The organism is Telluria sp. RT2P19, from assembly GCF_059685725.1.
The window spans coordinates 1-26,323 of sequence record NZ_JCASIL010000011.1; the positions used below are offsets into that span (position 1 = coordinate 1).

Below are 26,323 nucleotides of genomic sequence, written 5' to 3' on the forward strand. Positions count from 1 at the left end.
AACCAGCTTTGCGAACCGGGGCGCCTTCACGATTCACTCCTATGGACGACGATAGGGGTTGGACCGCCGGGCAGCTCAACAGTTCAACGCTCATCCATATTTAACGTGTACATCGCCAAAAGAAAACGCCCCCGCTTTCGGCGGGGGCGTTTTCGAGCGTCCAGTACGCAATAAGCTAGCGCGCGCTATGGGACATCATGCTTTCTTTTGCTGCGCGATCCAGTTATCGACCAGTTCACCCAGCACATCGAGCGGCACCGAGCCGGCGCCCAGCACCATGTCGTGGAAAGCCGGCAGCGAATACCTGTCGCCCAGTTCCTTCTGCGCCTTTTCGCGCAGCTCGAGGATGCGCAGCATGCCGATCATGTAGGCATTGGCCTGGCCCGGCCACACGACGTAGCGTTCGGTCTCCTGCGCCCCGATGCCGTAGTCGATCGCCTGCTGGCGGGTCCAGCCCTTGGTGTGCAGGCCGGTGTCGACCACCAGGCGGCGGGCGCGGAACAGTTCCGAGCCCAGGGCGCCCAGGAGGCCCGGCACGTCGCCTTCGTACCAGCCCTGCTCCACCGCCAGGCGTTCGGTGTACAGGGCCCAGCCTTCCGAGTGCGCGCTGCCGCCGCTGAAGATGCGCTGGCTGCGGAATTTCGGCAGGTCGGTCATCTCTTGCTGGATCGCGAGCTGGAAGTGGTGGCCCGGCACCGCCTCGTGGTAGGCCAGGCTGCGCATGCGCACCATGCTGAAGGTCGGCCCGCGCAGCGGCACCCAGAAGATGCCCGGACGGCTGCCGTCCGGCGCCGGCAAGGTGTAGTGGGCGGCGGCCGACGGCTCGGTCAGCGGCGGGACGCGGCGCACGTCGACCGGCGCGCGCGGCTTGAGGTTGAACAGCGAGGCGCTCCTGCGCTCGGCGTCGCGCACCATCTCGTTGTAGCTGGCGATGATGGCGGGACGCGGATCGCCCTCGCCTTTCGGCTGGAAGCGCGCGTCGAGCTGCTGCATGCGCTCCTCGATGCCGCCTTCGGCCAGGCCGAGCGAGCGCAGGTGCTTGTCCATCTCGGCCTCGATGCGCGCCACTTCGCGCAGGCCGATGGCGTGGATTTCATCCGCCGTCAGCTGGGTGCTGGTGAAGTTCTCGATCGCGCGTTTGTAGGCGGCGGCGCCGTTCGGCAGGCGCGAGATGCCGGCCACGTCGCCGGTCTTCGGATGGATCTCGGCCATGAAGGCCTGCACGCGGGTGTAGGAAGGACGGATCTTCTGCTCGACGATGCCGGTCGCGCGCGCGATGGCGGCGTTGCGCGCCTCGGGCGACAGGTCCTTCATGTCGGCGCTGCGCTGGGCCAGCGTGGTCACCAGCACGTTCTCGCCCGCAGCGGGTTTCAGGAAGTGGTCGACCTGGAACTGTGCGCGCTCGAGGATGAAGCGCGGCGGGATCAGCTGCTTGGCTGCGGCGCCCTTGGCGCGCACCAGCGCTTCATCCAGGCGGCTCGCCACCTGGTCCAGGCGGGCAAGGTAGCTGTCGACGTCGGCGGCATTGCGCAGCGGATGGGTATTGGTCATGAAGTTGACCAGCCCGATTTGCGGACCGCTGAACTGCGAGAACACGAAGGCGTGGTCCTCGAACGGCTCGTTGGCGATCACGTTCTGCAGCGACCAGCGCATCACGGCGGCCGAGATCTTCTGGGTCTGGTTCAACGGTTGCGACTTGAAGCCGTCGAGGCGCTTGATGCCTTCGCGCGCCATCTCGACCGACTTCCTGCGGTGCGCCGCGGTCAGCGGGGTCAGTTCGCGGTCCAGCTTTGCCTGTTCGGCGCCGCTGAAGTACTGGGTCGACGTGGCCAGCTGTGGGCTCAGGCGCACCCAGTCTTCGGCAAACTTGTCGCTCCAGGCGTCGAAGGCCTTGTAGGGAGCGGCGGGGGCGGCCTGGCTTGCAGCGGCCGGCGCGGGTGTCGCGAACGCGGCGGCAGGCAGCGACACGCCGGCGAGCATGGCGGGAATGAACAGGGCGGCGATGGTGGCGCGCAGGCTGCGCTGGCGGGTCGATGGCATCTTGGGTGTCTTCCTCGTGGTTGATGGTCTCTGGCGGGCGCATCTTATGGATCGCAATTGCCGCCGAGGAATCTAACATGGAAGTAAACGGATCGACAACGCCGATGTTGTCGGGCGGCGTAAGTACGGCGCCCTGCACCCGGTCGCAAACCACCCTCGGCGCAGACGGCGCGCGCCGTCGTGCAGCGCACCATCGAGCTGGTCGACGCTGAAGGCGTGTACCCGCGGCCAGGACGAGTACGCGAGCGCCCGGGCACGCCTGCTGGCGCTGCTCGACCATGCGGGAGCGCACATCGATCGCCAGTCGCTGTTCGAGCAGGTGAACGCGGTGCGTGGCACCCTCGACGCGGATGGCCACTCGTCGATCCGGGCGCCGGCGAGCGAAGGCCTGGCACGGCCAGACCTTGCAAGCGTGCGAGTGCAAGGGACGACGGCGTCGTTCTCCAGTGCTGACTGCGCACGCAGAAGTGTGCATCGGACGCCGCGCCAAGGCATCGGCGCTGCGCCGGTCATCCGCCACGGCGTTTAGATGAAAAATCGCGCCCCTGATTCGGGCGAGGCCGGGTGAATCGGCAAGGGATATGCTGCTGCGCGCGGCAGCATGGGCGACCAGGTCATCGCCCTTGCGCCGTCACTGACGGCGCGCGGCGGCAATCATCCGGTCCTTGAGCTCGACCTCTCCACAGTAGTACAGCACGGCCGCGCCGAGGCAGGCCAGCACCTTCCACCCCAGCAGCAGGCTGCCGAAGCACATCACGGCAGCTGCTGCGCCGAGCCGGATCGCGAACGTGCGGCGCGCCACGCCGAACACCAGGCGGCTGTGCGCGCGCTGGTGGAAGAACACCATGAACAGCAACCAGTAGGGAATCGCATACACAAAATACAGCAGCGCGCCGATGCCGAGCGCGAAGCCCACGAAAGGCACGCGAAAGGCCAGCATCCCGGCAACCCCGAGCGCCAGCCAATACAACAGCAAGTTCCGGTACCGCACTTCCCCTCCCGATGAATCACACTGGACGGCATCTTACCTCAGCGCCGCCATGGGGCAAGTCCACGCTTTCGTATAATGCCGGCGTGGCATGCCCGCCATCCATCACGAACGAAAAGCGACGACTCCGCATGCAGAACCTCAGGGACCACCTCGAACACGGGCAGGTCGGCATCTATTTCGGCGCCGTGGCGCTGGCCGCGTCGGCGGCCCTCGCGCTGCCGGGAACCGCCGCGCTGGAAGCGGCGGTCAACCCGGCGCTGGCCCTGATGCTGTTCGTAACTTTCTTGCAGGTGCCCCTGGCCGAACTGGGACGGGCGTTCACGCATACCCGCTTCCTGGCCGCGCTCCTGGTGACCAACTTCGCCGTGATGCCCCTGCTCGTCACCGGCCTGCTGCCCTTTGCGCCGGACGAGCCGCTGGTCCGGCTGGGCATATTGCTGGTGCTGCTGGCGCCCTGCATCGACTACGTGGTCACCTTCTCGCACCTGGGCCGCGCCGATGCGCGCCTGTTGCTGGCCGCGACGCCGGCGCTGCTGGCGGCGCAGATGCTGATGCTGCCGGTCTACCTGCGCATCCTGCTCGGCGACGGCGCGGCCGGGCTGGTGCAGCCGGGCCCCTTCATCGATGCTTTCGTGTGGCTGATCGCCGTGCCGCTGCTGCTGGCCGGCGCGGTGCAGGTCTGGGCCGGCCGCAGCCAGGCCGGCGCGCGTGCATCGGCGGTGCTCGGCCTGCTGCCGGTGCCGGCGACTGCGCTGGTGCTGTTCATCGTGGTGGCCTCGGTGCTGCCGCAGCTCGGCCGGGCGCAGGAAGCGGCGCTCGGCGTGGTGCCGGTCTACATCGCGTTCGCGCTGCTGGCCCCGCTGGCCGGCTGGCTGGTGGCGCGGCTGTTCAAGCTCGAGGCGCCCGCCGGCCGCGCGGTCGCCTTCAGCGGCGCGACCCGCAACTCGCTGGTGGTGCTGCCGCTGGCCCTGGCCGTGCCGGGCGCAGTGCCGCTGCTGCCGGCCATCATCGTGACGCAGACACTGGTGGAGCTGGTCGCGGAGCTGGTGTACGTGCGCGTCATCGCGCGATTCGGGCAGTCATCCGCAAACGCGGATACCGCATGACACGGATCGGCTGGCCAACTGGCGCGGATCAAACGCGCTGGCGCGGGATCCACGCATTATTTCCGCATAAAAACTACCGAGCGACCATCATGGACCGCTCGCTGCCGGCAGAATCATCGCCCCCCGCGCGTTCGCCGCCGACGCCGGGCGACCGCAGTTGTGGAACCCGCGTGCGGCCACCCTGTGGGGCATCCTGCTCTCGCCCGCCTTCAGCGCCTACATCCACATGCGCAACCGGCAGGCACTCGGCCAGGAAGACCTGGCCGCCCAGGCGCGGACATGGCTCTGCATGGTCACGGGATTGCTCGTCGTGAGCTGCTTCCTGCCCATCGCCAGCCGGGTGCTGGCCGGCGACCTGGCGCGGCCTTGGGCGAGCGCGATCTGCATGCTGGTCGCCTGGCACGTCTGGGGCGGACGCGCGCCGGAACGCTATCTGGCGGCAGTCGTCGGCGACGCCTACGTACGCCGGCCCTGGGCCCGGTCCGTGTTCGGCGCCATCGGTGTGTTCGCGGCGATCGTCGTGGCGAGCGCCGTCGCCACCATCATCCTCGTTCGCTGATGGTGGCGACACAGCTAGCGGACGTCGGCTTCGATCACCAGCAGCGCCTGCCTGGCCGGACTCCAGCTGCGCGCCAGGCGCCAGTCGCGCGCGGCGCCCTCCACCACCACCTGCCAGTGGGTGGCCTCGAGCTTCGGCAATCTGGCCGAGAAGCGCCCGTTGGCGTCGGGCAGCGCTTCCAGCACCAGGTCGCGCTCGGGCAGGGTCGGATGCGCGAGGCGAATGTGGAAAGGCGCCACGACCGGCTTGCCGGCGCTGGCCAGGCGGCCGTTCAGGCGCCCCGCCTGCGCATCGTGGCCAGCTTCGAACGTCAGCGCCAGCTCGGTGGCGGCGCGGTCGCGCCGCAAGTCCTGGTTGATCGCCTTGCCCTGCTTGTAGTAGTCGGCCACCACCATCGCATCGGGCTGCTGCGCGCCCAGCCAGGCCGAGACGCCGGTGGCGATCATCACCGTCACCGGGCCGATCATCAGGAACCACGGCCAACGGTGCTTGTACCACGGCGCCTGCCCGCCTGGCGGGAAGTTGGGATTGGTCGCTTGCATGTTCTTCTCCTTGTTCATTTCCGCACTCTCGCAGCGGCATGCTCATTTCGGCACAATGAAGGCCGCGCCTTCGCTCACGCTCAGGTCCCGGTCCATGCTCGATCGCACCGTGAATTCGATCCTGTTCGAGCCCGGCTTGCCCGCGCCCGGATCGATGCGCACCCGTACCGGCACCGCGCGCGTGGTGGCGCCGTCGATCGCGATCGTGGCGTCGTCGACCACCGTGGCCGAAGGGATGCCGCTCACGCTCACCTGCAGCGTCTGCGGCGCCTCGCTCGTGTTCATCACCTGCAGCCGGTACACGTTCTCGATGCGGCCATCGTCGACCTCGCGCCCCATCGACCCGCGATCGCGGATCACGTCGAGCTTGAGCGGATTGCGCAGTGCCAGCGAGGTGCCCATCGCGGCCACCAGCAGTGCGAGCACCGCGCCGTAGACCAGCACCCGCGGACGCAGCATGCGGCGCCGGATGTCGAGCGCGCCGAGTTTTTGCGCGAGTCCGTTCTCGGTCGCGTAACGGATCAGGCCACGCGGCCGTTCGACCTTGTCCATCACGATATTGCAGGCGTCGATGCAGGCCGCGCAGCCGATGCACTCGTATTGCAAGCCATTGCGGATGTCGATCCCGGTCGGGCATACCTGTACGCACAGGCTGCAATCGATGCAGTCGCCGCTCTTGTCGAGACCCGTTTTTGCCTCACCCTTCCGGCGTCCGTTTCGCGGTTCGCCGCGCGCGGCATCGTAGGTGACGACCAAGGTGTCCTGGTCGAACATCGCGCTCTGGAATCGCGCGTATGGGCACATATACTTGCAGACCTGTTCGCGCAGCCAGCCGGCGTTGCCATAAGTGGCGAACGAATAGAACAGGATCCAGAACGTCTCCCACGGCCCCAGCCCGAAGCCGGCGATCTCGCCACCCAGCGAGCGGATCGGGGTGAAGTAGCCGACGAAACTGAAGCCGGTGAACAGCGCCACCACGCCCCAGGACAGGTGCTTGGCGCCGCGTTTGGTGATCTTCTCCCCGTTCCAGGGCTGGCGCGCAAGCCGCATCTGGCTGCTGCGCGAACCTTCGATCTTGCGTTCGATCCAGAGGAAGATCTCGGTATAGACCGTCTGCGGGCAGGCGAAGCCGCACCACACGCGGCCCGTCACCGCCGTCACCAGGAACAGGGCATAGGCGCACACGATCAGGAGCGCCGCCAGGTAGATGAAGTCCTGCGGCCAGAACACGATGCCGAACAGGTAGAACTTGCGGCTGGCCAGGTCGAACAGGACGGCCTGGCGGCCGTTCATGTTCAGCCATGGCAGGCCGTAGAACAGGATTTGCGTCAGCCAGACGCAGGCCCAGCGCAGCGTCGCATAGCGGCCCTTGATCTCGCGCGGGAAGATATCCTCCCGCGCGGCGTACATGCGAACGACCGCCTCGCGCGGCGCTCCTGCGGGGTCGGTCATCTTGCCGCCGTCACTTTCATCGCATTGCCCGGCGCCGGCGCGGTCGGATTCGACAGGCTCCATACATAGGCCGCGAGCACGTGAACCTTTTCTTCGCCGAGGAAGTCGCCGAAGGCCGGCATCGTGTTGGTACGGCCCTTGCGGATCGTCTCCATCACGGTGTCGGCGCTGCCGCCATAGAGCCAGGTCTTGTCGGTCAGGTTCGGCGCGCCCAGCATCATGTTGCCGCGGCCTTCGGCGCCGTGGCAAGCCACGCAGGTGGCGAACTTCGGCTTGCCGAAGGCGACCTTGATCGGATCGGCCGCCATGCCCGACAGCGAGCGCACGTAGTGGGCCACGCTCTCGACGTCCTTGTCCGAGCCCAGCGCCGCGCCCATCGGCGGCATCATGCCGGTACGCCCGTTCATGATCGTCGCCTTGATCGCATCCGGCTCGCCGCCGTGCAGCCAGTCGGCGTCGGCCAGGTTCGGAAAGCCCTTGCTGCCGCGCGCATCCGAACCGTGGCACTGCGAGCAATAGGTCAGGAACAGCCGCTCGCCGATCGCATGGGCCTGCGGATCGGCCGCCACCGCTTTTACGTCGAGCTTCCTGTACTGCTCGAACAGCGGACCATACTCGAGCCTGGCCTGCTTCAGCTCGGCCTGGTACTCGCCGACCTTGGTCCAGCCCAGGGTGCCGCGCCAGGCGCCCAGGCCCGGATACAGCACCAGATAGCCGACAGCGAACAGGATCGACAGCCAGAACATGACGATCCACCAGCGCGGCATCGGCGTGTTCAGCTCCGTCAGGTCTTCGTCCCACACATGACCGGTGGTCTGCTGCGGCTTGCCGTCGGCATCGAGCCTGACCTTGAACTTGGACTGCGACCACAGCAGGATGCCGCAGCCGGCGATCGACAGGATCGTGATCACTGCGACATAGTAGTGCCAGAAATCGTTGAAGAAGTCGGCCATGTCAATACTCCTCGCCCTTGCCGGCGTCGTCCATGAACGGCAGCCGCGCCGCGGCGTCGAAATCGCTGCCCTTGTGCAGCAGGTAGGTCCAGAGCACGATGCCCATGAAGGTCGCGAAGCTGATCACGGTCATGACGCTGCTGGCGTCGTCGAAAATTTGTTGAAGTGCCATATTCGTTCCTCGCCTAGTTCCTTGTCTTGATCTGGGTGCCCAGGCCCTGCAGGTAGGCGACCAACGCGTCCTGCTCGGTCTTGTCGACCAGGTCCTGGGGCGCGAGTGCGATCTCGTCGTCCGTATAAGGCACGCCGACGCGCTGTAGCGCGCGCATCTTCGGCATGATCTCGCCCGGCACCAGCCTGGTGCTCGCCAGCCACGGATAGGCCGGCATGTTCGACTCGGGCACCACGTCGCGCGGATTGTCGAGGTGGGTGCGGTGCCATTCGTCGCTGTAGCGCCCGCCCACTCGCGCGAGGTCGGGGCCGGTGCGCTTGGAGCCCCACTGGAAGGGATGCTCGTAGACCGACTCGCCGGCCACCGAGTAGTGGCCGTAGCGCTCGGTCTCGGCGCGGAATGGACGGATCATCTGCGAGTGGCAGCCGTAGCAGCCCTCGCGGATATACACGTCGCGGCCGGCCAGGCGCAGCGGCGAATACGGTTTCAAGCCGGCGACCGGTTCGGTGGTCGACTTCTGGAAGAACAGCGGCACGATCTCGACCAGGCCGCCGAAGGAGATGACCAGCAGGACCAGGCCGATCAGCAGCCAGACATTCTTCTCGATCCACTCATGGGTGAATTTCATTGCACACTCCTGATTTCTTTAGGCTGGGACGACGTGCTCGGCGTCAATCACGCCGCGCGGATTCTTCGGCTCGAACGGAATCGGGACGTCGACGCTCTTCGTGCCGCGCATCGTCATCCAGGTGTTCCAGGCCATCAGCACCATGCCGGTCAGGTACAAGGCGCCGCCGGTCACGCGGATCACGTAGTAGGGATAGGTCGCCTTGACGCTTTCTGCGAAGGTATAGGTCAGCGTGCCGTCGGCGTTCACCGCGCGCCACATCAGGCCCTGCATCACGCCGGCGATCCACATCGAGGCGATGTAGAGCACGACGCCGATGGTCGCCACCCAAAAATGGGTCTCGACCATCGCTACGCTGTACATCTGCTTCTTGCCGGCGACGCGCGGGATGATGTAGTAGATCGAACCCATCGTGATGAAGCCGACCCAGCCCAGGGCGCCGGCGTGGACGTGGGCGACGGTCCAGTCGGTGTAGTGCGACAGCGCGTTGATGGTCTTGATCGACATCATCGGGCCCTCGAAGGTGGCCATGCCGTAGAACGACAGCGAGACGATCATGAACTTGAGCAGCGGGTCCGAGCGCAGCTTGTGCCAGGCGCCCGACAGGGTCATGATCCCGTTGATCATGCCGCCCCACGACGGCGCCAGCAGGATGATCGAGAACACCATGCCCAGCGACTGGGTCCAGTCGGGCAGCGCGGTGTAGTGCAGGTGGTGCGGGCCGGCCCACATATACGTGAAGATCAGCGCCCAGAAGTGCACGATCGACAGGCGGTACGAATACACGGGGCGCTCGGCCTGCTTCGGGATGAAGTAATAGACCATGCCCAGGTAGCCGGCGGTCAGGATGAAGCCGACCGCGTTATGGCCGTACCACCACTGGATCATGGCGTCCTGCACGCCCGAGTACACCGAATACGATTTCATCAGCGAGGCCGGCGATGTCATGCCGTTCACGATGTGCAGGATGGCGACCGCGAGGATGAAGGCGCCGAAGAACCAGTTGGCGACGTAGATGTGCTTGACCTTGCGCTTGACGATGGTGCCGAAGAACACCACGGCGTAGGCGACCCAGACGATGGCGATCAGGATGGCGATCGGCCATTCGAGTTCGGCGTACTCCTTGCCGCGCGTGAAGCCCATCGGCAGCGAGACCGCGGCCGACAGCAGCACCGCCTGCCAGCCCCAGAAGGTGAAGGCGGCCAGCCTGTCCGAGAACAGCCGGACCTGGCAGGTGCGCTGGACCACGTAGTACGAGGTGGCGAACAGGCCGCAGATGCCGAAGGCGAAGATGACCGCGTTGGTGTGCAGCGGACGCAGGCGTCCGTAGCTGAGCCAGGGGATGTCGAAGTTCAGCGCTGGCCATGCCAGCTGGGCCGCGATGAACACCCCTGCCGCCATGCCGATCACGCCCCAGACCACGGTCGCGATGGCAAACTGGCGCACGATCTTATAGTTATAGTTTAGACTGCTGTCCAAGATGCTCTCCTGAAATGACACGATGTAGTGACAGTCAGGAGTGTGCGTTCATGAACCTTGAAAATCCTTGATGTGAATCAAAATGTTCCTTGATGGATAGAGTATGGGGAACGTATGTGCAGCCTACGCTGCGACGCTTTCTTCCACGATTCCACGGGCATCGTTTTGAGCTGAATCAAGTCCAAAATAGACGGCCCGCCATCTTTGGTGGGCTTTTCCTCACTCACCAATAAGGAATCGCTATGCCGCCGCTGTCCCAATCCGTTCACGAAGAAATGGCCAAGCGCCTGAACCAGGCGCGCGAAGACCTGCTCGGCGCCGTGCGTTCGCGCACTACCGCCGACGAGGACGATGCGCCGTCGATCGGTCCCCTCGCGCACGAGGCGCAGGGCGACGACCGCAACACCGCCGAGATGATCGGCCACGACGAAGTCCACCTGGCCGAGCACGATGCGAACACCCTGCACGAGATCGACGTCGCCCTCGGCAAGCTCGACGCCGGCGGCGCCGGCGTCTGCGAGTCGTGCGGGCGCGAGATCCCCGACGCCCGCCTGCTGGCCACCCCAACGGTGCGCAACTGCATCGAGTGCCAGGACCGCATCGAAAAGGAAACGCATACCGGCCGCGGTCCGACCATGTGATTCACCGTTGCGCTGTGATTCACCGTTGCGTCGTCATGGGTGGACGGCTCCGCCATCCGCCGACGACGCCTATGCGGGAAATCGCCGCATTACCGGTTACATCATCCATTCCCACCCCGATCATCATCCTGCAGCACGCGATACGCCGGCCCTTCCAGGTCATCGAACTGCCCGCTGTCGGCGGCCCCGAAGAACACCCACAGGGCCACCCCCACCACGACCACGCTGAGCGGCACCAGCAAATACAAGGCTTCCATCGCTAATCCCTTCGCAAGCGCAGCGCATTGAGCACGACCACCGCGGAGCTCAGCGCCATGCCGATCCCCGCCAGCCATGGGTTGAGCAGGCCGACCGCCGCCGCCGGAATCGTCGCCACGTTGTACACCATCGCCCAGGCCAGGTTCTGGCGGATCACGGCCAGGGTACGGCGCGCGGTGTCGAGCGTGTCGGCCAGCGGCGCCAGGCTGTCGCCCATCAGGACCCCATCCGCGTGCAACTGCGCCAGCTCGGCCCCTCGGCCCATTGCGAACGAGACGTCGGCCCCGCGCAGCACCGCCGCGTCGTTGATGCCATCGCCGACCATCGCCACCACCGCGCCGCCCTGCTGCAGGAGCCGCACACAGGCCAGCTTCTCTTGCGGCAGCTTGCCGCCGATGGCGGTCGTGATGCCGAGCCGGGCCGCCACGGCCTGCGCCGCATGCTGCTCATCGCCGCTGAGCAGGATCACGGTCTTGCCGCTGGCGCGGATGCGGTCCACCACGTCGGCCGCCTCGGGCCGCAAGCCGTCGGCCAGGTCGAAGCGCGCCAGCCAGCCTTCGCTGTTGCCGAGCCAGACCGAGGTGGTCCCGACCGGCACCGCGGCGCGCGCCACGCCGCCGGCCACGCCGGCGACCCAGGCCGCGCGGCCAAGGCGGTAATAGCGGCCATCGACCCAGCCTTCGACACCTTGTCCGATGATGAACCGGGTCTGGACGGCACGCCCCGATCCGTCCGGCGCGGCAGTGCCCGAAGCAGCGGCGGAATCATCGGCGCAATCCTTCGCCGAATCACTGGCGGACGCGGCGGCCGCCTCGCGGATCGCCAGCGCCAGCGGATGCGGGTTGTCGGCCTCCAGCGCGGCGGCGATCCGCAGGCAGTCGACACCCGGCATTGCGCCGACCGACAAGGTCTGGCGCAGCACGGGCCTTCCGTGGGTCAGGGTGCCGGTCTTGTCGAACACCACGTGGGTGGCGCGGTCGAAGGTTTCCAGCGTGTGGGGCTGCACCGCCAGTACGCCGCGCCGCAGCAGGCGGTCGGTGGCGGCGGCCAGCGCGGTCGGCGTGGCCAGCGACAGCGCGCACGGGCAGGACACCACCAGCACCGCGATCGCTACCTGCCAGGCGCGGCCCGGGTCGACCTGCAGCCAGGCGGCATAGGTCAGCGCGGTCAGGCACAGCAGACCGAGCACGAACCAGGCCGCGACCCGGTCGGCCCATAGCGCCAGCGCCGGCTTGCCCTGCCCCGCGCGCTCGACCAGGCGCACCAGCATGGAGAGAAGGCTGTCGTGGGCGGTCGAGGTCACGCGCAGCACGATGGCGCCGGCCACGTTCACCGCCCCACCCGGCACCTGGTCGCCGATGCCGCGGCGCTGGGTGCGGCTTTCGCCGGTGAGCAGCGCGAGGTCGACCTCGGTGTCTCCCTCGACGATCAGGCCGTCGGCCGGCGCCGCCTGGCCGGCGCGCACCAGCACCAGGTCATCCACGCGCAGGCTGCTGGCGTTCACCAGCTCGATGTCTTCATCGCGCCTGCGCAGGCCAGGCGCGCCGCGCAGCCGCAGCGCCGATGGCGGCAGGCCCTGCTGCAGGCGCTCGAGCGCGCCGGCCGCCTTGCGGCGTGCGCCCAGTTCCAGGTAGCGGCTGCCCAGCAGCAGGAACACAAACATGGTGACCGAATCGAAATACACGTCGCCGCTGCCCGTCACCAGCGCATGCAGGCTGCCGGCGAAGGCGGCGCCGATCCCCAGCGCGACCGGCACGTCCATGCCCAGGACGCGACGCCGCAGGTCGCGCCAGGCGCCGCCAAAGAACGGCTGGGCCGAGTACAGCAGCGCCGGCAGGGTCAGGAAGAACGACGCCCAATGCAGCAACGCCGTCATGGCGGCGTCCATCGTGCCCTCCTCGGCCATGTACACCGGCACCGCATACATCATCACCTGCATCATCGACAGGCCGGCCACGAACAGCTGGCGGAACAGCTTCTTGCGGGCGCGCTCGAGATGCTCGCCGTGGCGCCGCGCGTCATAGGGATAGGCCGTGTAGCCGATCGCGCGCAGGGTGCGCAGGATGACGCTCGGGCGGCAGCCGGACGGATCCCAGCGCACGAACAGGCGCTCGGTCGCCACGTTCAGGCTCACGTCCAGCACGCCGGGCACGTGCTGCAGGCGGCGCTCGATCAGCCACACGCAGGCGGCGCAGCGGATCCCTTCGACCGTGAAGCTCGCCGCCCCATCGAGACCGGCGCCATCGACCAGGTCGAGCTCGGGCGCGTTCGCGGCGTCGAGGTCGGCCTGGGTGGCGTAGGCGGTGCGGCTCGCATAGTAGTCGGCGAAGCCGCCGTCGACGATGGCCTGGGCCGCCGCCGCGCAGCCCGGGCAGCACATCTGCTGGACAATGCCGCCGATCGTGGCGTGCCAGTTGCCGGCTTGCGGCACCGGCAAGCCACAGTGGAAACACCCGGCGGGCAACGGGCGCGGCGCGGCGCCATCGGCCGCGGAGCGCACCGCTTCTTCAAGTACCGCACTCATACCGATCTCCCCACGCTCAGGCACAGCTCATGCATCCAGCCCGGCGGCAGGCCGCCGGCGGCGCGCGCCAGGCCGAGGATGCCGAAGGCCAGGATCGTCAATCCGCAGCCGAGGCGCAGCGCGCGCCGCGCCATCAACGCACGCAGCCGCGCGCCCGCCAGGCCCAGCGCGAACAGCATCGGCAGCGTGCCCAGGCCGAAGGCCAGCATCACGCCCGCGCCTCGCGGCGCCGAGCCGCTCAGCATTGCCGTAACCAGCACGCTATAGACCATCCCGCACGGAAGCCAGCCCCACAGGGCGCCGAGTGCGAACATGCGCGCGCCGCTCGCGTCGGAACCCGGTGCGTTCACGCGCCGCAGCAGCGGCGACACGCGCCGCCACAGCGCCTGGCCAAGCTGCTCGACCCTGGCCAGGCCGCGCCAGGCGTCCATCAGGAACAGCCCGAGCGCCACCAGCATCAGGTTCGCGGCCCAATAAAGAAGCGCCTGCAGCGCCGGCAGCGGTGCGAGCGATGCGGCGCCGCCGGCGAATCCGCCGGCCAGCGCGCCGGCCGCCATATAGCTGGCAATACGGCCCGCGTTATAGGCTCCCACATGGCCGAGCGACGCCGGGCCGGCCGCCGTCACGCTGCGCACCGCCAGCGGGAAGGCAGCTGCATGCAGCGCCGGCGCCTGCCTGCGTGGCAGCGACAGCGCGCCCACGATCCCGCCGCACATGCCGGCGCAGTGCACGCTGCCCGCCAGACCGACGAGAAACACCGGAAACAGGCTGATGCCGCTCATGGATCGCCTAGACGGTCCGCGAATGGCGCGGACCCTCGCCAGGCCGTGCGAGATAGCGGTCGAACGCCATGCACACATTGCGGATGAGCAGCCGTCCTTTCATCGTCACGGTGATCCACTCTTTGTCCACCTGCACCAGACCATCGTCCTGCATCTTGCGCAGCGCCGCCAGCTCGCCGGCGAAATGCTGTTCGAAGACGATCGGGAAAGCCTGCTCGATGGCCGGGATCGACAACTCGAACTGGCACATCAGCTTCTGGATGATCGCGCGGCGCAGCGCATCGTCCATCGACAGCCGGATGCCGCGCTGCACCGGAAGCTCGTTCTGGTCGATCAGCTCGTAGTATTCGTCGAGCGTCTTGACGTTCTGGCTGTAGGTCGCGCCCACCGCGCCGATGCTCGACACCCCGCAGGCCACCAGGTCGGCGTCGGCGTGGGTCGAATAGCCCTGGAAGTTGCGGTGCAGGCGGCCCTGGCGCTGGGCCACGGCCAGGTCGTCTTCCGGCTTGGCGAAATGGTCCATGCCGATGTAGACATAGCCGGCCGCGCCGAGGCGCTCGATGCACAGCTGGAGCATCTGGAGCTTGGTGTCGCTGTCCGGCATGTCTTCTTGCAGGATGCGCCGCTGCGGCTTGAACAGGTGCGGCATGTGGGCATAGTGATAGACCGAGATGCGGTCCGGGCTGGCCGCGATCACCTTGTCCATGGTTTGCGCCATGGTGGCCAGGGTCTGCTTCGGCAAGCCGTAGATCAGGTCGATGCTCACCGAACGAAAGAGCGCGGCGCGCGCGGCGTCGATGATGGCCACCGTCTCGGCCTCGGGCTGGACCCGGTTGACCGCCTTCTGCACGTCCGGATCGAAGTCCTGCACGCCCAGGCTGATGCGGTTGAAGCCCTGGCGCCGCAGGCTGTGCACGCGCTCGGCCGACACGGTGCGCGGGTCGACCTCGATCGAATATTCGCCGTGCTCGTCCGGCGCGAAGCTGAAGCAGCGGCGCAGGTGCGCCATCAGTTCGCCCATCTGCTCGTCGGACAGGTAAGTAGGGGTGCCACCGCCAAAGTGCAGCTGCTCGACCTCGTTCATTCCAGCGAACAGCAGGCCCTGCATCTCGACCTCGCGCTTCAGGTAAGCCAGGTAGGTCGCCGCCTTGTCGCGGCGCTTGGTGACGATCTTGTTGCAGGCGCAGTAGTAGCAGACGCTCTCGCAGAACGGAATGTGCAGGTACAGCGACAACGGCCGCTTGCCGCGCGTGCGCACACTGGCCACCGCGTGCAGGTAGTCCCGGTAGCCGAAGTCGGCGCTGAAGCGGTCGGCAGTGGGGTAGGAGGTATAGCGGGGGCCGGACTTGCCGAGCCTGGCCAGCAGGTCGCCATCGAATTCGACGACCGGATGGAGCACGACGGCGGATGGGGACGGCAATCGGGTAGGGGCCGGCGCGAGGGACGCCGCTTGCGCTTCGACGAGCATGACGATGGTACTCCAGCTGCTGGCCACCTTGCGGAAATGCAAAGTGGCACGATTAGCTGTCAGTTTATTGATCCGTTTCGAACGAAACCTTGATTTGCATCAAATATGGCCGAGTCTGCTTAAGTCCGCCTTGCTTGAAGATCCGGCAGTATCGAACTTGAATACCGACAGGGCCAGCGACAGCCTTGCCGCCTCGTCGGCCACGCTGCTTGACGACAGCGCCGATTCCTCGACCTGGGCGGCATTCTGGCGCGTGATCGCATCGAGCTCGGTCATGGCCGCATTCACGCCCAGGATGTCCTGGGCCTGCTCGCGGCTGGCAGTGGAGATCGCGCTCATGATGGCGGCCGCCTCGGCCACCTTGCCGACCACTTCGCGCATGGTCTGGCCGGCCTGGCCGACGAGGTCCGTCCCCTCGCCCACGTGGCCGCTGGAGACGGCGATCAAGCCCTTGATTTCCTTGGCCGCCCCGGCCGTGCGCTGGGCCAGGCTGCGCACCTCGCCGGCCACGACCGCGAAGCCGCGGCCCTGCTCGCCGGCGCGGGCCGCTTCCACCGCCGCGTTCAGCGCCAGCAGGTTGGTCTGGAAGGCGATGCCGTCGATCAGGCCGATGATGTCGCCGATGCGGTGGGCCGAGCCGCTGATCTTGTCCATGGTCTGGCCGACCTGGCTGACCGCCGCCCCGCCCTGCCCGGCCACCATGCTCGCGGCCCGCACCATGCCGTCGGCCTGCACCGCGCTGTCGGTATTGCGGCCGGCGGCGCTGGCGATACTGCCCAGGCTGCTCGCGGTCTGCTCCAGGCTGGCGGCCTGGGCCTCGGTGCGGCTGGCCAGGTCGGCGTTGCCGGCGGCGATCGCGCGCGTGGCCAGCTCGATCGAGCTGACGTTGTCCCGCACGTCGCCCATCATCGCGGTGAGATTGATGTTCAGCTGGCGCAGCGCCAGCTGCAGGCGCCCGATCTCGCCACCGCGAGCGGACATGGGTACGGGCCGCGCCAGGTCGCCGCCGGCCAGGGCGTGTACGGCCGCGACGGCATCGCGCAGGGGGCGCGCGATGCTGCGGTTCAGCGCATACCACATGGCCAGCGATGCCAGCACCCCGGCGCCGGCCAGCAGTCGCCACGCGGCGCCGGAGGCCGCCATGCCGAGCGCGGCCAGCAGCATGGCCTGGCCGCCCATCATCCAGCCCAGGCGCTGCCCCAGCGGCAGCGCGCGCAGCGCGCCCAGTGGCCGGCGCCAGCCGGTACGCACCACCTGGCCCCGCACGACGCCCAGGCCGCGCGCCTTGCCGTTGCGGAGCTGCCCATACAGCCGGCTTGCATGCGCGACCTGGACGCGGGTGGGCGCGGTGCGTACCGACATGTAGCCGGTCACGCGGCCGCCTTCCTGGATCGGCACCACGTTCGCCACCACCCAGTAGAAGTCGCCGTTCTTGCGCCGGTTCTTGACCAGGCCGGTCCACGGGTCGCCCGCCTGCAGGGTCGCCCACAGGTCGGCGAAGGCTTCCGGCGGCATGTCGGGGTGGCGCACCAGGTTATGCGCCTTGCCCAGCAATTCCTGCTCGCTGAAGCCGCTGACGTCGACGAAGCTCGGGTTGACATAGGTGATGCGGCCCTTGGTGTCGGTCTTCGAGACGATCGATTGCCCCGCTTGCATGACATATTCGACGCCGGTGACTGGCTGGTTGTTGCGCACTGTGCACTCCTCTTGTTGCTTTAAAGAAATATATTTGCTTGCATTCTAACGATGAGGAAATGCGAAAAATATGACCTACATCAAATTTGTCATGGTCCACCACACTATGTAACTAAGAGAACCTTGATTTAGTTCAATGCTTGCTTTCGCGATAAACTTGTGGGATGGACAATCTCACCCACACCCTGGCCGGGCTCGCGCTGGGCGAACTCGCCGATCGCGCCCTCCGGGTCAACCCCGATCCGCGCACGGCGCGCACGCGCCGCCGCGTCCTGCTCGCCACCGGCGCGCTGGCCAGCAATTTTCCCGACCTGGACCTGGTGCTGACGCCCCTGCTCGCGCCGCCGCTCGGCTACCTGCTGCACCACCGCGGCCATACGCATACCCTGCTGTACGCCCTGCCCCAGATCGCGCTGCTGCTCGGCCTGCTGTGGCTGATGTGGCCTGGCGCGCGGCGCCTGCTGCGCGACGACCGCGGCGCGCGCAACGCAGTCCTGGCGACAGCCGCGGTCGCCATGGTGCTGCACCTGTCGCTCGACTTCCTCAATTCCTATGGCGTCCACCCCTTCCATCCGCTCGATTCGCGCTGGCTGTATGGCGACATGGTGTTCATCATCGAGCCGGTGTTCTGGACCGCGCTCGGCGTCGCGCTGGCGCTCCTGGCGCCGAACCGGATGCTGCGCTGGCTGTTCGCGGGCCTGATCCTGGCCGCGCCGGTCGTGTTTACCTGGATGGGTTTCCTGCACTGGGGTTCACTGGCCGGGCTGCTGCTGCTGGCGGCCGTGGTCGCCTTCATGGCGCGCCGTGGCGCGTCTGCCGGCTCATCTGGCGGCTCATCTGCTGACTCATCCGCTGGCTCATCTGCCGGCTCATCTGCTGGCTCATCTGCTGGGTTGGTCACAGCCCTCGTGGCCTGCCTCGGCTTCATCGCAGTCCAGGGCGTCGCCGCCCAGCTGGCGCGGGAACAGATCCGGTCCGCACTGGCCCAGGTCGATCCAGGCAGCCGCATCCTCGACCTGCCGCTGTCGGCCTTCCCCGCCAATCCGCTGTGCTGGTCGTTCGCGACCGTCACCGACAATCGTGGCGCCGGCAGGTATGCGGTGCGTGTCGGCGTGCTGAGCCTGGCGCCGGGCGTGAGCGACGTCGCCGCCTGCCCGGCGCGCTTCGGCGGCGAACCAAAAAATCAGGCCCGTACGCTGTCATGGAAGTACCAGGAGGACCGCAGCCTTGCGGGCCTGCGCGCCCTCCAGCAGGACAACTGCCATGTCGATGGCTGGCTGCGCTTTGCGCGCGTGCCTTCGCTGGTCGACGGCAAGGCGACCGATATCCGCTTCGGCGCCCCCGGCATGGACAATTTTTCGACCCTGCCGTATGCCGGGATGGCGGACCGGCCCTGCCCGGCGCCGGTGCCGCAGTGGGGACGGCCGCGCCAGGACCTGCTGGACGCAGGCTGACGGTCGCGCCGCGACGGATAGGACCTAAAGCAGAGCGGTGTTGTAGATTCCGTGACGTATGATTGCTTGCACCCGCCACCACTGAAAGGACGTGCGATGACGACCGAGCTGACCTTGCTGGCCTGGACCCTGGTGCTGGGCCTGGTCCAGATCCTGCTGCCTTCGACCCTGCGCACCCAGGAAACGGGCGCCCAATACAATGTCGGCGCGCGCGACGGCGCGGCCCCGCCGCCACGCCCGGTGACGGCACGCCTGCAGCGGGCCCAGGCCAACCTGTTCGAGACCCTGCCCCTGTTCGCGGCAGCGGTGCTGATCTCCCACGTCGCGGGCATCCACGGCGCCCTGACCGTGTGGGGCTGCTGGCTTTACCTGCTGGCGCGCATCGTCTACGTGCCCTTGTATGCGGCCGGCATCCCGGTGCTGCGCACGCTGGTGTGGCTGGTCTCGCTGGCGGGACTGGTGATGATCCTGTTCGCGTTGCTGGCAAGCTAGCGCCGCCCGGCGACGCCGCGCCCGGTCGCGGCCCAGTAGATGCCGCCGTACAGGTGGTGCAGGAAGACTGGATCGCGGTAGGTGGCGGCCATATGGCCCATCCCCGTATAGAAAGCCCGTCCGCCGTCGTAATGCTGGTACCAGCTGATCGGGTGGAAGACGCCCATGCCCTTGCCCGCGCGGTCGGGCCAGGTCGTCTGCGGGCGGTAGCTGGTGTCGTCCACGCTCAGCAGGTAGACCAGCTCCTTCGAGCGCGCCGGGCCGAATTCATACCATTCGTCGGTGAACAGGTTGCGCGGCGCGAAGCGCTCCATGCCGGGGAAATTCGTCGCTTCCACCTTCACGATCGCGGTCTGCACCGCAGGATGGACGTGGAACATATGTCCGACCATCTTCGTGTACCAAGGCCATTCGTACTCCGTATCGGCCGCGCTGTGCACGCCGACGTAGCCGCCGCCGCGCCGGATGAAGCGCTCGAACGCCGCCTGCTGGGCGTCGTCGAGCACGTCGCCGGTGGTAAGCAGGAAAACTACCGCCTGGTACTTGGCCAGTTCGGCGTCGCTCATCACGCGGCCGGCGTCGGCGGTCCAGAACACGTTAAAGTCGTGCAGCCTCCCCAGTTCCTGCACCGCCGTCACGCCGGCGTGCACCGCGTCGTGGTGCCAGGCGGTGGACTTGGTAAACAGCAGCACATTGAACTGGGCCGCCTGGGCAGGGGCCGCGACGGCAAACAAAAGCGCGCAGGCGGAGACGAGGGTGGCAAGCGGACGAAGCATCGACATGGACAGTGTGTGGGCACAAAATCGTGTTGAGAAGCACGTCAACGCTAATTCCTTCCCTCTTGCTTGTCAACACATCCTCTCCCGTTCAGGCTCCCGCGATATTTCACACCTGTTTGATCGCGATCAAGCGTGCGCCTGACATCCTCACTTGTGCCGCGTATAGTGTGAAACGCGGTGCGCCACGTTCCAGTCTCGCCACCGAACGGAGCCAGCAGATGCTCAAGACCATACTCGTCCATGTCGACGGCGGCCCTTGCCAGGCAAGCTGCCTGTGTGCCGTCATGCTGCCGGCCAGCGCACGGCGCCCACCTGGACGGGGCCTTGATGGGCATGGCGCGCCACTCCCGCGCCGGGCCGATGGTCACTGGCGCCTTCGGCCGCACCCGCTATGCGAATGGATCCCCGGCGGCGTCGCGCGCGACGTGCGCGACCCACGCACCGGCCCCGCTCCTCAATGCGCACTGACACCCTTCTGCCACCACCTTCCGCCATGACTTTCCGCCACTACCCCAACGGCAGCGCCGGCGCCCTCGGCGCCGCGATCCGCCAGGCCCGCCGCCAGCTGTGCGCCCGACTGGCCGCCACGGCCGACAGCAGCCGCACGCCAGACGATTGCTTCGCGCGCGCTTTCCCGTCCGTCGTGACCGCGGTCGAGGTCGGGTTCCGGCACGAGGAAAACGTCATGGAAACCCTCGATTACCAGCGCCTGCACGAGCACCGCGCCGAGAACGCCACGATCCTGGCCGCCCTGCACCGCGCCCTGCCACTGGTCGAGGATGGCGACGTCACGCTCGGCCGCCAGCTGGTGGCGGCCCTGCTCGACCTGCTGTCGCTGCACCGGCTCAGCACCGACCTGGCGCTGGCCACGGCGCCGCGGCCGCCGGCCGGGCGGCCCGGCGGGCGGGTGCCGCGGATCATATTGCATGGGCACGCCGGGTGGCGGTCGCGGTAGGATGGGCCGGGCGCGGCCGGCTTTGACGCCCCCTATTTCAAGCCTGCGCGCTGGCGCCGGATGACCTTGCCCGACACCATGAATGTGCCATCGCCCTTGTAATGCAGGGTTGCGGGATGGCGCGGACGGGCAGCAACCCGCGCCGCCACCACTTCCCAGATGAAGAAATCGTAGCGCTCCACCAGGCTGTCGTCGTGCAGCCTGCACTCGAACTGCGCGTGGCATTCGCGGATCGACGGCGCGGCGACCTGCTCGCTCGCATCGGGCGTCAGGCCGAAGGCCGCGAACTTGTCGACTTCGGCGCCAGTGGTCGAACCGACGCCCAGCACCGCCTCGAGCTGCCGCGTGGTCGGGAGGTTGATCACGCATTCGCCGCTGGCGCGGATCAGGCCATGACTGTGGTTGCTCGAAGCGATCACGCAGCCGATCAAGGACGGACTGAATTCCATCACCGTATGCCAGCCCATCACCATCACGTCACGTTCGCCGCGGTGCGCTGAAGTGACCAGCACCACCGGTCCCGGTTCCAGGTAGCGCCGCACCTCGTGCAGCGGCAGGTCGTGCTTGCCACGCATGGCTTCCTCCATGATGAACACGACGGCATTATCGACCGGCGGGTCCGCGCCCGGCGTACGCTTGCGCGTCGGCGCGTCGGCGCGTCGGCGCATCGAGCGTGGTGCGCGCGCGACAGCAGAAATGTTCTAGCGTCCTGCTCCGCGATGTCGGAAAATGATACTGAAACCCGACTTGACCAGAGGCTAAGTATGGAATCCGGCTACTCCGCCCCCATCGCGATCGTCTTCCTCGACTTCGAACTGCTGCCCGACCAGCGCCTGCTGCGGCGCGCGGGCGGTCAGGTAGCCATCGGTGCGCGCGCCTTCGACCTGCTGGCCGTGCTGGCCGCCCATCCGGGCAAGGTATTCAGCAACCGCGTCCTGATCGAGGCGGTCTGGCCCAACACGGTCGTCATCGACGCCAATCTGCGTGTGCAGATCGCCGCCCTGCGCCGGCTGCTGGGAGAGGCCGGCGGCGCGATCGTCAATGTCGCCGGGCGGGGTTATGTCTTCACCGCGCCGAGCTCCACCCGCCCCTTGACGACCGGGGCCCGGGCCACGAGCGGGCCGCCCGACACGCCGCGCCGCGAGCCGCTGCCGGCCGCGCGCCAGCCAGACATGGACGCCGCCATTGCGTGAACACTCAGGCAGTCGTGGCCGGTGCCATGGCGCCCTGCAGCGCCTCGATCGTGGCCGGCTTGGTCAGGTGCACGTCGAAGCCGGCCGCCAGTGCGCGTGCAATGTCGTCCTGCTGCCCGTAGCCGGTCAGCGCCACCAGCCGTAGCGCCGATCGGTCGGCCGCCACGCCCGCATCCGCGCGCAGGGCCGCGGCCAGGGCATACCCATCCATATCGGGCAGGCCAATGTCGAGGATCGCCACGTCGGGCGGCAAGGCCAGGGCCAGCGCACGCGCCTCGGCCGCGCTGTGGGCGACGTGCACCGCGTGGCCCAGGTGCCGCAGCAGCACGGCGCTGGCCGTCGCCGCGTCTTCGTTGTCGTCGACCAGCAGGATGCGGCGCCCTGGCGCGGGCGCGGCCTGCAGGTCCGGGGCATCGGCCACGGCCGGCACGCCGAGCGGCAGGATCACCTCGAAGCGGCTGCCGGCGCCCGGTCCGTCGCTGTAGGCGGCGACGCGCCCGCCATGCAGCCGCGCGATCTCGCGCACGATCGCCAGGCCCAGTCCCAGTCCGCCGGTCCGCCGCGCCAATGGCTGCGGCGCCTGGTAGAACGGTTCGAACACGCGCGCCAGCAGTTCCGGCGCCATGCCGGCGCCGTTGTCGCTCACGCCGAGCACCGCTTCGCCGTCGCGCGTGCCGAGCGTGACGCGGGTGTCGCTGCTGCCGAAGCGCGCCGCGTTCGACAGCAAATTGCCCAGCACCTGTGCCAGGCGGGTCTCGTCGCCTTCCACCCAGACTTCATCGGGCGCATCGAGCGTGATCGGCTCGCCCGGCAGGGCCGCCAGCGCGTGGCGCGCCAGTTCGGCCAGGTCGAGCGCCCGGGTCTCGATCGCCAGCTTGCCGGAAGCGATGCGCGAGACGTCCAGCAAATCGTCCACCAGGCGTCGCAGATGGTTCACCTGGCGCCGCATGACGGCGCGCTCGCGCCGGCTGCCCGGTTCGTTGCGCAGGTCCATCAGGTCGAGCGAGGTCAGGATCGGGCTGAGCGGATTGCGCAGCTCGTGGCCCAGCATGGCGAGGAAGGCGTCCTTGGCCTGGCCGGCCTGGCGCGCCCCGGCCAGCGCTTCCTCGAGCGACGCGAGCAGCCGCGAACGCTCGTCCTCGCGCGCCGCGCGCTGGCTGGCCGCGACTTCCAGGGCCTGGCCCATCTCGCGGATCTCGGTGATCCGCGACGGCGCCACCTGCACCGCCTGCGCGCTGCCCAGGGCGGCGGCGCCGGCCTGCACGTCCTCGATGCGGCGCACGATGCGGCTGGAGAGCCATGACGCCAGCGCGATGCAGGCGCTGAGCACCACCCAGGCGCCCAGCATATAGACCGAGAAGCGCTCGAAGAAAGCCACGCCGAAGCCGGCGCTGGGGGCGCCGACCGCCACCACCCAGCCGTAGCGCGGCGAGGTCGTGTAGGCGCTGATCACCTCGTCACCCTCGAGCGTGGCGGTGAAGCCCACGCCTTCCGGACCGCCGCTATGCATCAGCGCCGCCAGCGAGGCGCTGGGCGAGCCGACCACGGTGCGCTCCTGGTCGCGCGAGCGCGCCACCAGCGCGCGGCCACCATCCATCACGGCGATCACGGAGTCGGGAGGGATGTCCTGGCGCGCGATCACGTCCAGGAAGCGGTCCGGCTGCACCACGGCGGTCAGCACCCAGGGTTCGCCGCCGGGACCGGTCACGGGGACCCGCACCGGCACCGCCGGCCGCCCGCCCTGCCCGCGCGCGACACGGCCGGCGACCGGGCGGCGCTGCGCCATCGCCTGGCGCAGGCTGGCCGCATCGGCGATGCGCGCCGGCGGCGCGCCGTACGGGGCCATGGTACGAAACAGCGGTTCGCCATGGGCGTCGGTCAGCATCACGCCCAGCCAGTCGGGCCGCGACAGGCGGCTGGCCGTCTCATGGAAGCCGCGCAGGTCGCCGCGGGCCAGTTGCGGACTCTTGGCGATGCCGCTCAGGGCCGCCACGGTGGCGTCGAGTTCGGCATCCACCGCGCTCGACAGCGCCCGCGCATGGCCGACCATCAGCTTTTCCTGTTCCTGCTCCAGATAGCGGCCGGCGCCGTGGATGGTCCACACGCCCAGCAGCACGAGCGGCAGCAGGCCGATCGCGGTCAGCAGGATCAGCAGGTGTCGGAGCGAGAGGACAGGACCGGCATCGGCGCGCATGGGCGTTCCAAAGAGGAAACTCCCATTATAGGATGAGCAGGGCCCGGCATTGCGGTTTTTGCGGAGTTGGCAAGAATGCTAGCGCGGGATCGACAGCGCCAGGGTTTCCTTCAGTTCTTCCATCACCACATAGCTCTTCGACTGGCCGGCGTCGGCCACGTGCAGGATCTCGCCCAACAGGCGCCGGTACTCGGACATCTCGGGGATGCGCGCCTTGATCAGGTAGTCGAAATCGCCCGACACCAGGTGGCATTCCAGTACCTCGGGAATGGCCAGCATCGCGCGCCGGAAGCGCTCGAAGGCCTTGTCGGATTTCTGGTGCAGGTTGATCTCGACGAACACCAGGATCTGCATGCCCAGGGCCTGCGGATTGATGCGCGCATAGTAGCCCTGGATCACGCCGTCGCGCTCCATGCGCTTGACCCGTTCGATACAAGGGGTAAGCGACAGCCCGACCTGCTCGGCCAGGTCCTTCATCACGATGCGCGCATCCTGCTGGAGGATGGACAGGATGTGCAGGTCGATGCGGTCCAGGATGCGGTTCGATGCTTTTTGCACGCGCATGGTTCGATTCCGAATTATTTGCTAAAAAATGGCGCATTAACAGGAACAATTATCTACCTACCCGCGATACGATGGCAACCTTTTCTGCATCGAGCTTTTCGAGGAATCTATGCGTGTCATCGTATTGGGCAGCGGCGTGGTCGGCGTCACCACCGCTTATTACCTGGCGCAGGCCGGCCACGAGGTTACCGTCATCGACCGCCAGCCCGGTCCGGCCCTCGAGACCAGCTTCGCCAACGCCGGCCAGATCTCGCCCGGCTACGCTTCGCCCTGGGCCGCCCCCGGCATCCCTCTGAAAGCCGCCAAATGGCTGTTCCAGCGCCATGCGCCGCTGGCGATCCGGCCCGACGGTTCGTTGTTCCAGCTGCAGTGGATGTGGGAGATGTACCGCAACTGCGACCCAGGCCGCTACGCCGTCAACAAGGAACGCATGGTGCGCCTGGCCGAATACAGCCGCGATTGCATGCGCGCGCTGCGGCGCGACACCGGCATCGCCTATGAGGGTCGCCAGCAGGGCACGGTGCAGCTGTTTCGCACCCGCCAGCAGTTCGACGGCGCGGCCAAGGACATCGAGGTACTGCGCGACGCCGGCGTGGCCTATGAACTGCTCGAAGGCGCGCAGCTGGCCACGGCCGAACCGGCGCTGGCCAATGTGGCCGACAAGCTGGTCGGCGGCCTGCGCCTGCCGAACGACGAAACCGGCGACTGCCAGTTGTTCACCACGCGCCTGACCGCCATGGCGCGCGACCTGGGCGTGCGCTTCGAGTTCGACACCGCGATCCGCTGCCTCGATGAGGCCAACGGCGAGATCGTCTCGGTCCAGACCGACAAGGGTGCATTCGCTGCCGATCGTTTCGTGCTGGCCCTGGGCAGCTACTCGCGCCTGCTGCTGCAGCGCTGGTTCCCGCTGCCGGTCTATCCGATGAAGGGATATTCGCTCACGGTGCCGATCCTGGACGCCGCGCGCGCGCCGGTGTCGACCATCCTCGACGAAACCTACAAGATCGCCGTGACCCGCTTCGACGACCGCATCCGCGTGGGCGGCATGGCCGAGCTCTCCGGCTACGACCTCGGCCTGAATCCGCGCCGCCGCGCAACCCTGGAGCTGGTGGTAAACGACCTGTTCCCGGGTGCTGGCGATACCGCCAGGGCCAGCTTCTGGACCGGCCTGCGTCCGATGACGCCGGACAGCACACCGGTGGTGGGAGCCACGCCGCTGCGCAACCTGTTCCTGAACACCGGCCACGGCACCCTGGGCTGGACCATGGCGGCCGGCTCGGCCAGCGTGATCGCCGACCTGGTGGGCGGCAAGTCGCCGTCGATCCGGGCCGACGACCTGGCCGTGTTCCGCTACGCCGGCAGCGGCGGCGCGGTCGCCGGCGGCAAGCTGGCGCAGGCCTGA

Annotated in this window: 25 protein-coding genes; 8 read left to right on the forward strand and 17 right to left on the reverse strand. The window is 67.9% G+C overall.

From position 1 onward, the window contains the following. Positions 1-195 precede the first annotated feature (195 nt). Both AC56KW_RS14570 and AC56KW_RS14575 read right to left on the reverse strand, forming a co-directional pair. Positions 196-2,040 carry a DUF885 domain-containing protein gene (locus tag AC56KW_RS14570; RefSeq protein ID WP_497171403.1) on the reverse strand — a complete coding sequence of 615 codons (1,845 nt, stop codon included), beginning with the start codon at positions 2,038-2,040 and terminating at the stop codon, positions 196-198. A 631-nt stretch (positions 2,041-2,671) separates the two neighbouring features. Then, complete coding sequence (locus tag AC56KW_RS14575) at positions 2,672-3,031, reverse strand: hypothetical protein (protein WP_497171404.1); 360 nt, start codon at positions 3,029-3,031, stop codon at positions 2,672-2,674. A gap of 128 nt (positions 3,032-3,159) precedes the next feature. On the opposite strand from AC56KW_RS14575, the gene AC56KW_RS14580 reads away from it, so the two are divergent. Then, on the forward strand, positions 3,160-4,137 hold the full coding sequence (locus AC56KW_RS14580) for an arsenic resistance protein (protein WP_497171405.1): 978 nt from the start codon (positions 3,160-3,162) through the stop codon (positions 4,135-4,137). A gap of 157 nt (positions 4,138-4,294) precedes the next feature. Next, positions 4,295-4,696, forward strand: coding sequence for a hypothetical protein (locus AC56KW_RS14585; protein WP_497171406.1), 402 nt, complete (start codon positions 4,295-4,297; stop codon positions 4,694-4,696). A gap of 14 nt (positions 4,697-4,710) precedes the next feature. Here the strand turns inward: AC56KW_RS14585 and AC56KW_RS14590 are convergent, their stop codons facing one another. Genes AC56KW_RS14590 through ccoN form a run of 6 tightly spaced genes read right to left on the reverse strand, consistent with a single transcriptional unit; the run spans position 4,711 to position 9,922 of the window. Beyond that, positions 4,711-5,238: a FixH family protein gene (locus AC56KW_RS14590; protein WP_497171407.1), complete on the reverse strand. Its 528-nt coding sequence runs from the start codon at positions 5,236-5,238 to the stop codon at positions 4,711-4,713. A 42-nt stretch (positions 5,239-5,280) separates the two neighbouring features. After that, complete coding sequence (gene ccoG, locus AC56KW_RS14595; protein ID WP_497171408.1) at positions 5,281-6,690, reverse strand: cytochrome c oxidase accessory protein CcoG; 1,410 nt, start codon at positions 6,688-6,690, stop codon at positions 5,281-5,283. Further along, entirely contained in the window at positions 6,687-7,643 is a 957-nt protein-coding gene (gene ccoP / locus AC56KW_RS14600) for a cytochrome-c oxidase, cbb3-type subunit III (RefSeq protein ID WP_497171409.1), read from the reverse strand. The genes ccoG and ccoP overlap by 4 nt, the downstream gene beginning before the upstream one ends. A gap of 1 nt (position 7,644) precedes the next feature. Next, complete coding sequence (locus AC56KW_RS14605) at positions 7,645-7,815, reverse strand: cbb3-type cytochrome oxidase subunit 3 (RefSeq protein WP_497171410.1); 171 nt, start codon at positions 7,813-7,815, stop codon at positions 7,645-7,647. A 13-nt stretch (positions 7,816-7,828) separates the two neighbouring features. Further along, positions 7,829-8,443 (reverse strand): cytochrome-c oxidase, cbb3-type subunit II, encoded by a 615-nt coding sequence (gene ccoO, locus AC56KW_RS14610; protein ID WP_497171411.1) that lies wholly within the window; start codon positions 8,441-8,443, stop codon positions 7,829-7,831. An 18-nt stretch (positions 8,444-8,461) separates the two neighbouring features. After that, positions 8,462-9,922: a cytochrome-c oxidase, cbb3-type subunit I gene (gene ccoN, locus AC56KW_RS14615; protein ID WP_497171412.1), complete on the reverse strand. Its 1,461-nt coding sequence runs from the start codon at positions 9,920-9,922 to the stop codon at positions 8,462-8,464. A gap of 242 nt (positions 9,923-10,164) precedes the next feature. Here ccoN and AC56KW_RS14620 point away from each other — a divergent pair, with 242 nt between their 5' ends. Beyond that, positions 10,165-10,563, forward strand: a complete 399-nt coding sequence (locus tag AC56KW_RS14620; RefSeq protein WP_497171413.1) for a TraR/DksA family transcriptional regulator — start codon at positions 10,165-10,167, stop codon at positions 10,561-10,563. Between the two features lie 101 nt (positions 10,564-10,664). Here the strand turns inward: AC56KW_RS14620 and ccoS are convergent, their stop codons facing one another. The 5 genes from ccoS to AC56KW_RS14645 form a co-directional block, all read right to left on the reverse strand. Beyond that, the gene (gene ccoS / locus AC56KW_RS14625) at positions 10,665-10,820 is read right to left on the reverse strand and encodes a cbb3-type cytochrome oxidase assembly protein CcoS (RefSeq protein ID WP_497171414.1); all 156 of its coding nucleotides are present in this window, start codon (positions 10,818-10,820) and stop codon (positions 10,665-10,667) included. Between the two features lie 2 nt (positions 10,821-10,822). After that, positions 10,823-13,345, reverse strand: a complete 2,523-nt coding sequence (locus AC56KW_RS14630; protein WP_497171415.1) for a heavy metal translocating P-type ATPase — start codon at positions 13,343-13,345, stop codon at positions 10,823-10,825. After that, positions 13,342-14,127, reverse strand: a complete 786-nt coding sequence (locus AC56KW_RS14635) for a sulfite exporter TauE/SafE family protein (protein ID WP_497171416.1) — start codon at positions 14,125-14,127, stop codon at positions 13,342-13,344. Before AC56KW_RS14635 ends, AC56KW_RS14630 begins: the two co-directional genes overlap by 4 nt. Positions 14,128-14,134: 7 nt before the next feature. Next, positions 14,135-15,595, reverse strand: a complete 1,461-nt coding sequence (gene hemN / locus AC56KW_RS14640) for an oxygen-independent coproporphyrinogen III oxidase (protein ID WP_497171417.1) — start codon at positions 15,593-15,595, stop codon at positions 14,135-14,137. 99 nt (positions 15,596-15,694) lie between these two features. Next, a complete protein-coding gene (locus AC56KW_RS14645; protein WP_497171418.1) occupies positions 15,695-17,290 on the reverse strand; it encodes a methyl-accepting chemotaxis protein in 1,596 nt (531 codons plus the stop codon). 164 nt (positions 17,291-17,454) lie between these two features. Between AC56KW_RS14645 and AC56KW_RS14650 the strand changes: the two genes are divergently transcribed. Further along, positions 17,455-18,744, forward strand: coding sequence for a metal-dependent hydrolase (locus AC56KW_RS14650; RefSeq protein WP_497171419.1), 1,290 nt, complete (start codon positions 17,455-17,457; stop codon positions 18,742-18,744). A 96-nt stretch (positions 18,745-18,840) separates the two neighbouring features. Next, positions 18,841-19,236 (forward strand): MAPEG family protein, encoded by a 396-nt coding sequence (locus AC56KW_RS14655; protein ID WP_497171420.1) that lies wholly within the window; start codon positions 18,841-18,843, stop codon positions 19,234-19,236. Here AC56KW_RS14655 and AC56KW_RS14660 read toward each other — a convergent pair. After that, positions 19,233-20,018, reverse strand: coding sequence for a ThuA domain-containing protein (locus AC56KW_RS14660; protein WP_497171421.1), 786 nt, complete (start codon positions 20,016-20,018; stop codon positions 19,233-19,235). The two genes, AC56KW_RS14655 and AC56KW_RS14660, sit on opposite strands and share 4 nt — an antisense overlap. A 490-nt stretch (positions 20,019-20,508) precedes the next feature. Between AC56KW_RS14660 and AC56KW_RS14665 the strand changes: the two genes are divergently transcribed. Then, the gene (locus AC56KW_RS14665; RefSeq protein ID WP_497171422.1) at positions 20,509-20,970 is read left to right on the forward strand and encodes a hypothetical protein; all 462 of its coding nucleotides are present in this window, start codon (positions 20,509-20,511) and stop codon (positions 20,968-20,970) included. Positions 20,971-21,002: 32 nt separating this feature from the next. On the opposite strand, the gene AC56KW_RS14670 is transcribed toward AC56KW_RS14665, so the two are convergent. After that, entirely contained in the window at positions 21,003-21,545 is a 543-nt protein-coding gene (locus tag AC56KW_RS14670; protein ID WP_497171569.1) for a flavin reductase family protein, read from the reverse strand. A 189-nt stretch (positions 21,546-21,734) separates the two neighbouring features. Here AC56KW_RS14670 and AC56KW_RS14675 point away from each other — a divergent pair, with 189 nt between their 5' ends. Continuing rightward, positions 21,735-22,163 (forward strand): winged helix-turn-helix domain-containing protein, encoded by a 429-nt coding sequence (locus tag AC56KW_RS14675; protein WP_497171423.1) that lies wholly within the window; start codon positions 21,735-21,737, stop codon positions 22,161-22,163. Between the two features lie 4 nt (positions 22,164-22,167). Here the strand turns inward: AC56KW_RS14675 and AC56KW_RS14680 are convergent, their stop codons facing one another. Together AC56KW_RS14680 and AC56KW_RS14685 are read right to left on the reverse strand one after the other, a co-directional pair. Beyond that, the gene (locus tag AC56KW_RS14680; RefSeq protein ID WP_497171424.1) at positions 22,168-24,357 is read right to left on the reverse strand and encodes a hybrid sensor histidine kinase/response regulator; all 2,190 of its coding nucleotides are present in this window, start codon (positions 24,355-24,357) and stop codon (positions 22,168-22,170) included. A gap of 78 nt (positions 24,358-24,435) precedes the next feature. Beyond that, entirely contained in the window at positions 24,436-24,921 is a 486-nt protein-coding gene (locus AC56KW_RS14685; RefSeq protein ID WP_497171425.1) for an Lrp/AsnC ligand binding domain-containing protein, read from the reverse strand. A gap of 109 nt (positions 24,922-25,030) precedes the next feature. On the opposite strand from AC56KW_RS14685, the gene AC56KW_RS14690 reads away from it, so the two are divergent. Next, entirely contained in the window at positions 25,031-26,323 is a 1,293-nt protein-coding gene (locus AC56KW_RS14690; protein ID WP_497171426.1) for a D-amino acid dehydrogenase, read from the forward strand.

What these genes read in the sequence shown, in the direction of transcription:
- hemN (WP_497171417.1), bottom strand. Translation starts at nt 15,595, where the DNA reads ATGCTCGTCGAAGCGCAAGCGGCGTCCCTCGCGCCGGCCCCTACCCGA.
- AC56KW_RS14655 (WP_497171420.1), top strand. Translation starts at nt 18,841, where the DNA reads ATGACGACCGAGCTGACCTTGCTGGCCTGGACCCTGGTGCTGGGCCTG.
- AC56KW_RS14685 (WP_497171425.1), bottom strand. Translation starts at nt 24,921, where the DNA reads ATGCGCGTGCAAAAAGCATCGAACCGCATCCTGGACCGCATCGACCTG.
- AC56KW_RS14690 (WP_497171426.1), top strand. Translation starts at nt 25,031, where the DNA reads ATGCGTGTCATCGTATTGGGCAGCGGCGTGGTCGGCGTCACCACCGCT.
- AC56KW_RS14620 (WP_497171413.1), top strand. Translation starts at nt 10,165, where the DNA reads ATGCCGCCGCTGTCCCAATCCGTTCACGAAGAAATGGCCAAGCGCCTG.
- AC56KW_RS14570 (WP_497171403.1), bottom strand. Translation starts at nt 2,040, where the DNA reads ATGCCATCGACCCGCCAGCGCAGCCTGCGCGCCACCATCGCCGCCCTG.
- AC56KW_RS14635 (WP_497171416.1), bottom strand. Translation starts at nt 14,127, where the DNA reads ATGAGCGGCATCAGCCTGTTTCCGGTGTTTCTCGTCGGTCTGGCGGGC.
- AC56KW_RS14660 (WP_497171421.1), bottom strand. Translation starts at nt 20,018, where the DNA reads ATGTCGATGCTTCGTCCGCTTGCCACCCTCGTCTCCGCCTGCGCGCTT.
- AC56KW_RS14590 (WP_497171407.1), bottom strand. Translation starts at nt 5,238, where the DNA reads ATGCAAGCGACCAATCCCAACTTCCCGCCAGGCGGGCAGGCGCCGTGG.
- AC56KW_RS14665 (WP_497171422.1), top strand. Translation starts at nt 20,509, where the DNA reads ATGACTTTCCGCCACTACCCCAACGGCAGCGCCGGCGCCCTCGGCGCC.
- AC56KW_RS14580 (WP_497171405.1), top strand. Translation starts at nt 3,160, where the DNA reads ATGCAGAACCTCAGGGACCACCTCGAACACGGGCAGGTCGGCATCTAT.
- AC56KW_RS14680 (WP_497171424.1), bottom strand. Translation starts at nt 24,357, where the DNA reads ATGCGCGCCGATGCCGGTCCTGTCCTCTCGCTCCGACACCTGCTGATC.
- AC56KW_RS14605 (WP_497171410.1), bottom strand. Translation starts at nt 7,815, where the DNA reads ATGGCACTTCAACAAATTTTCGACGACGCCAGCAGCGTCATGACCGTG.
- AC56KW_RS14670 (WP_497171569.1), bottom strand. Translation starts at nt 21,545, where the DNA reads ATGCGTGGCAAGCACGACCTGCCGCTGCACGAGGTGCGGCGCTACCTG.
- ccoG (WP_497171408.1), bottom strand. Translation starts at nt 6,690, where the DNA reads ATGACCGACCCCGCAGGAGCGCCGCGCGAGGCGGTCGTTCGCATGTAC.
- AC56KW_RS14675 (WP_497171423.1), top strand. Translation starts at nt 21,735, where the DNA reads ATGGAATCCGGCTACTCCGCCCCCATCGCGATCGTCTTCCTCGACTTC.
- ccoS (WP_497171414.1), bottom strand. Translation starts at nt 10,820, where the DNA reads ATGGAAGCCTTGTATTTGCTGGTGCCGCTCAGCGTGGTCGTGGTGGGG.
- ccoO (WP_497171411.1), bottom strand. Translation starts at nt 8,443, where the DNA reads ATGAAATTCACCCATGAGTGGATCGAGAAGAATGTCTGGCTGCTGATC.
- ccoP (WP_497171409.1), bottom strand. Translation starts at nt 7,643, where the DNA reads ATGGCCGACTTCTTCAACGATTTCTGGCACTACTATGTCGCAGTGATC.
- AC56KW_RS14650 (WP_497171419.1), top strand. Translation starts at nt 17,455, where the DNA reads ATGGACAATCTCACCCACACCCTGGCCGGGCTCGCGCTGGGCGAACTC.
- AC56KW_RS14630 (WP_497171415.1), bottom strand. Translation starts at nt 13,345, where the DNA reads ATGAGTGCGGTACTTGAAGAAGCGGTGCGCTCCGCGGCCGATGGCGCC.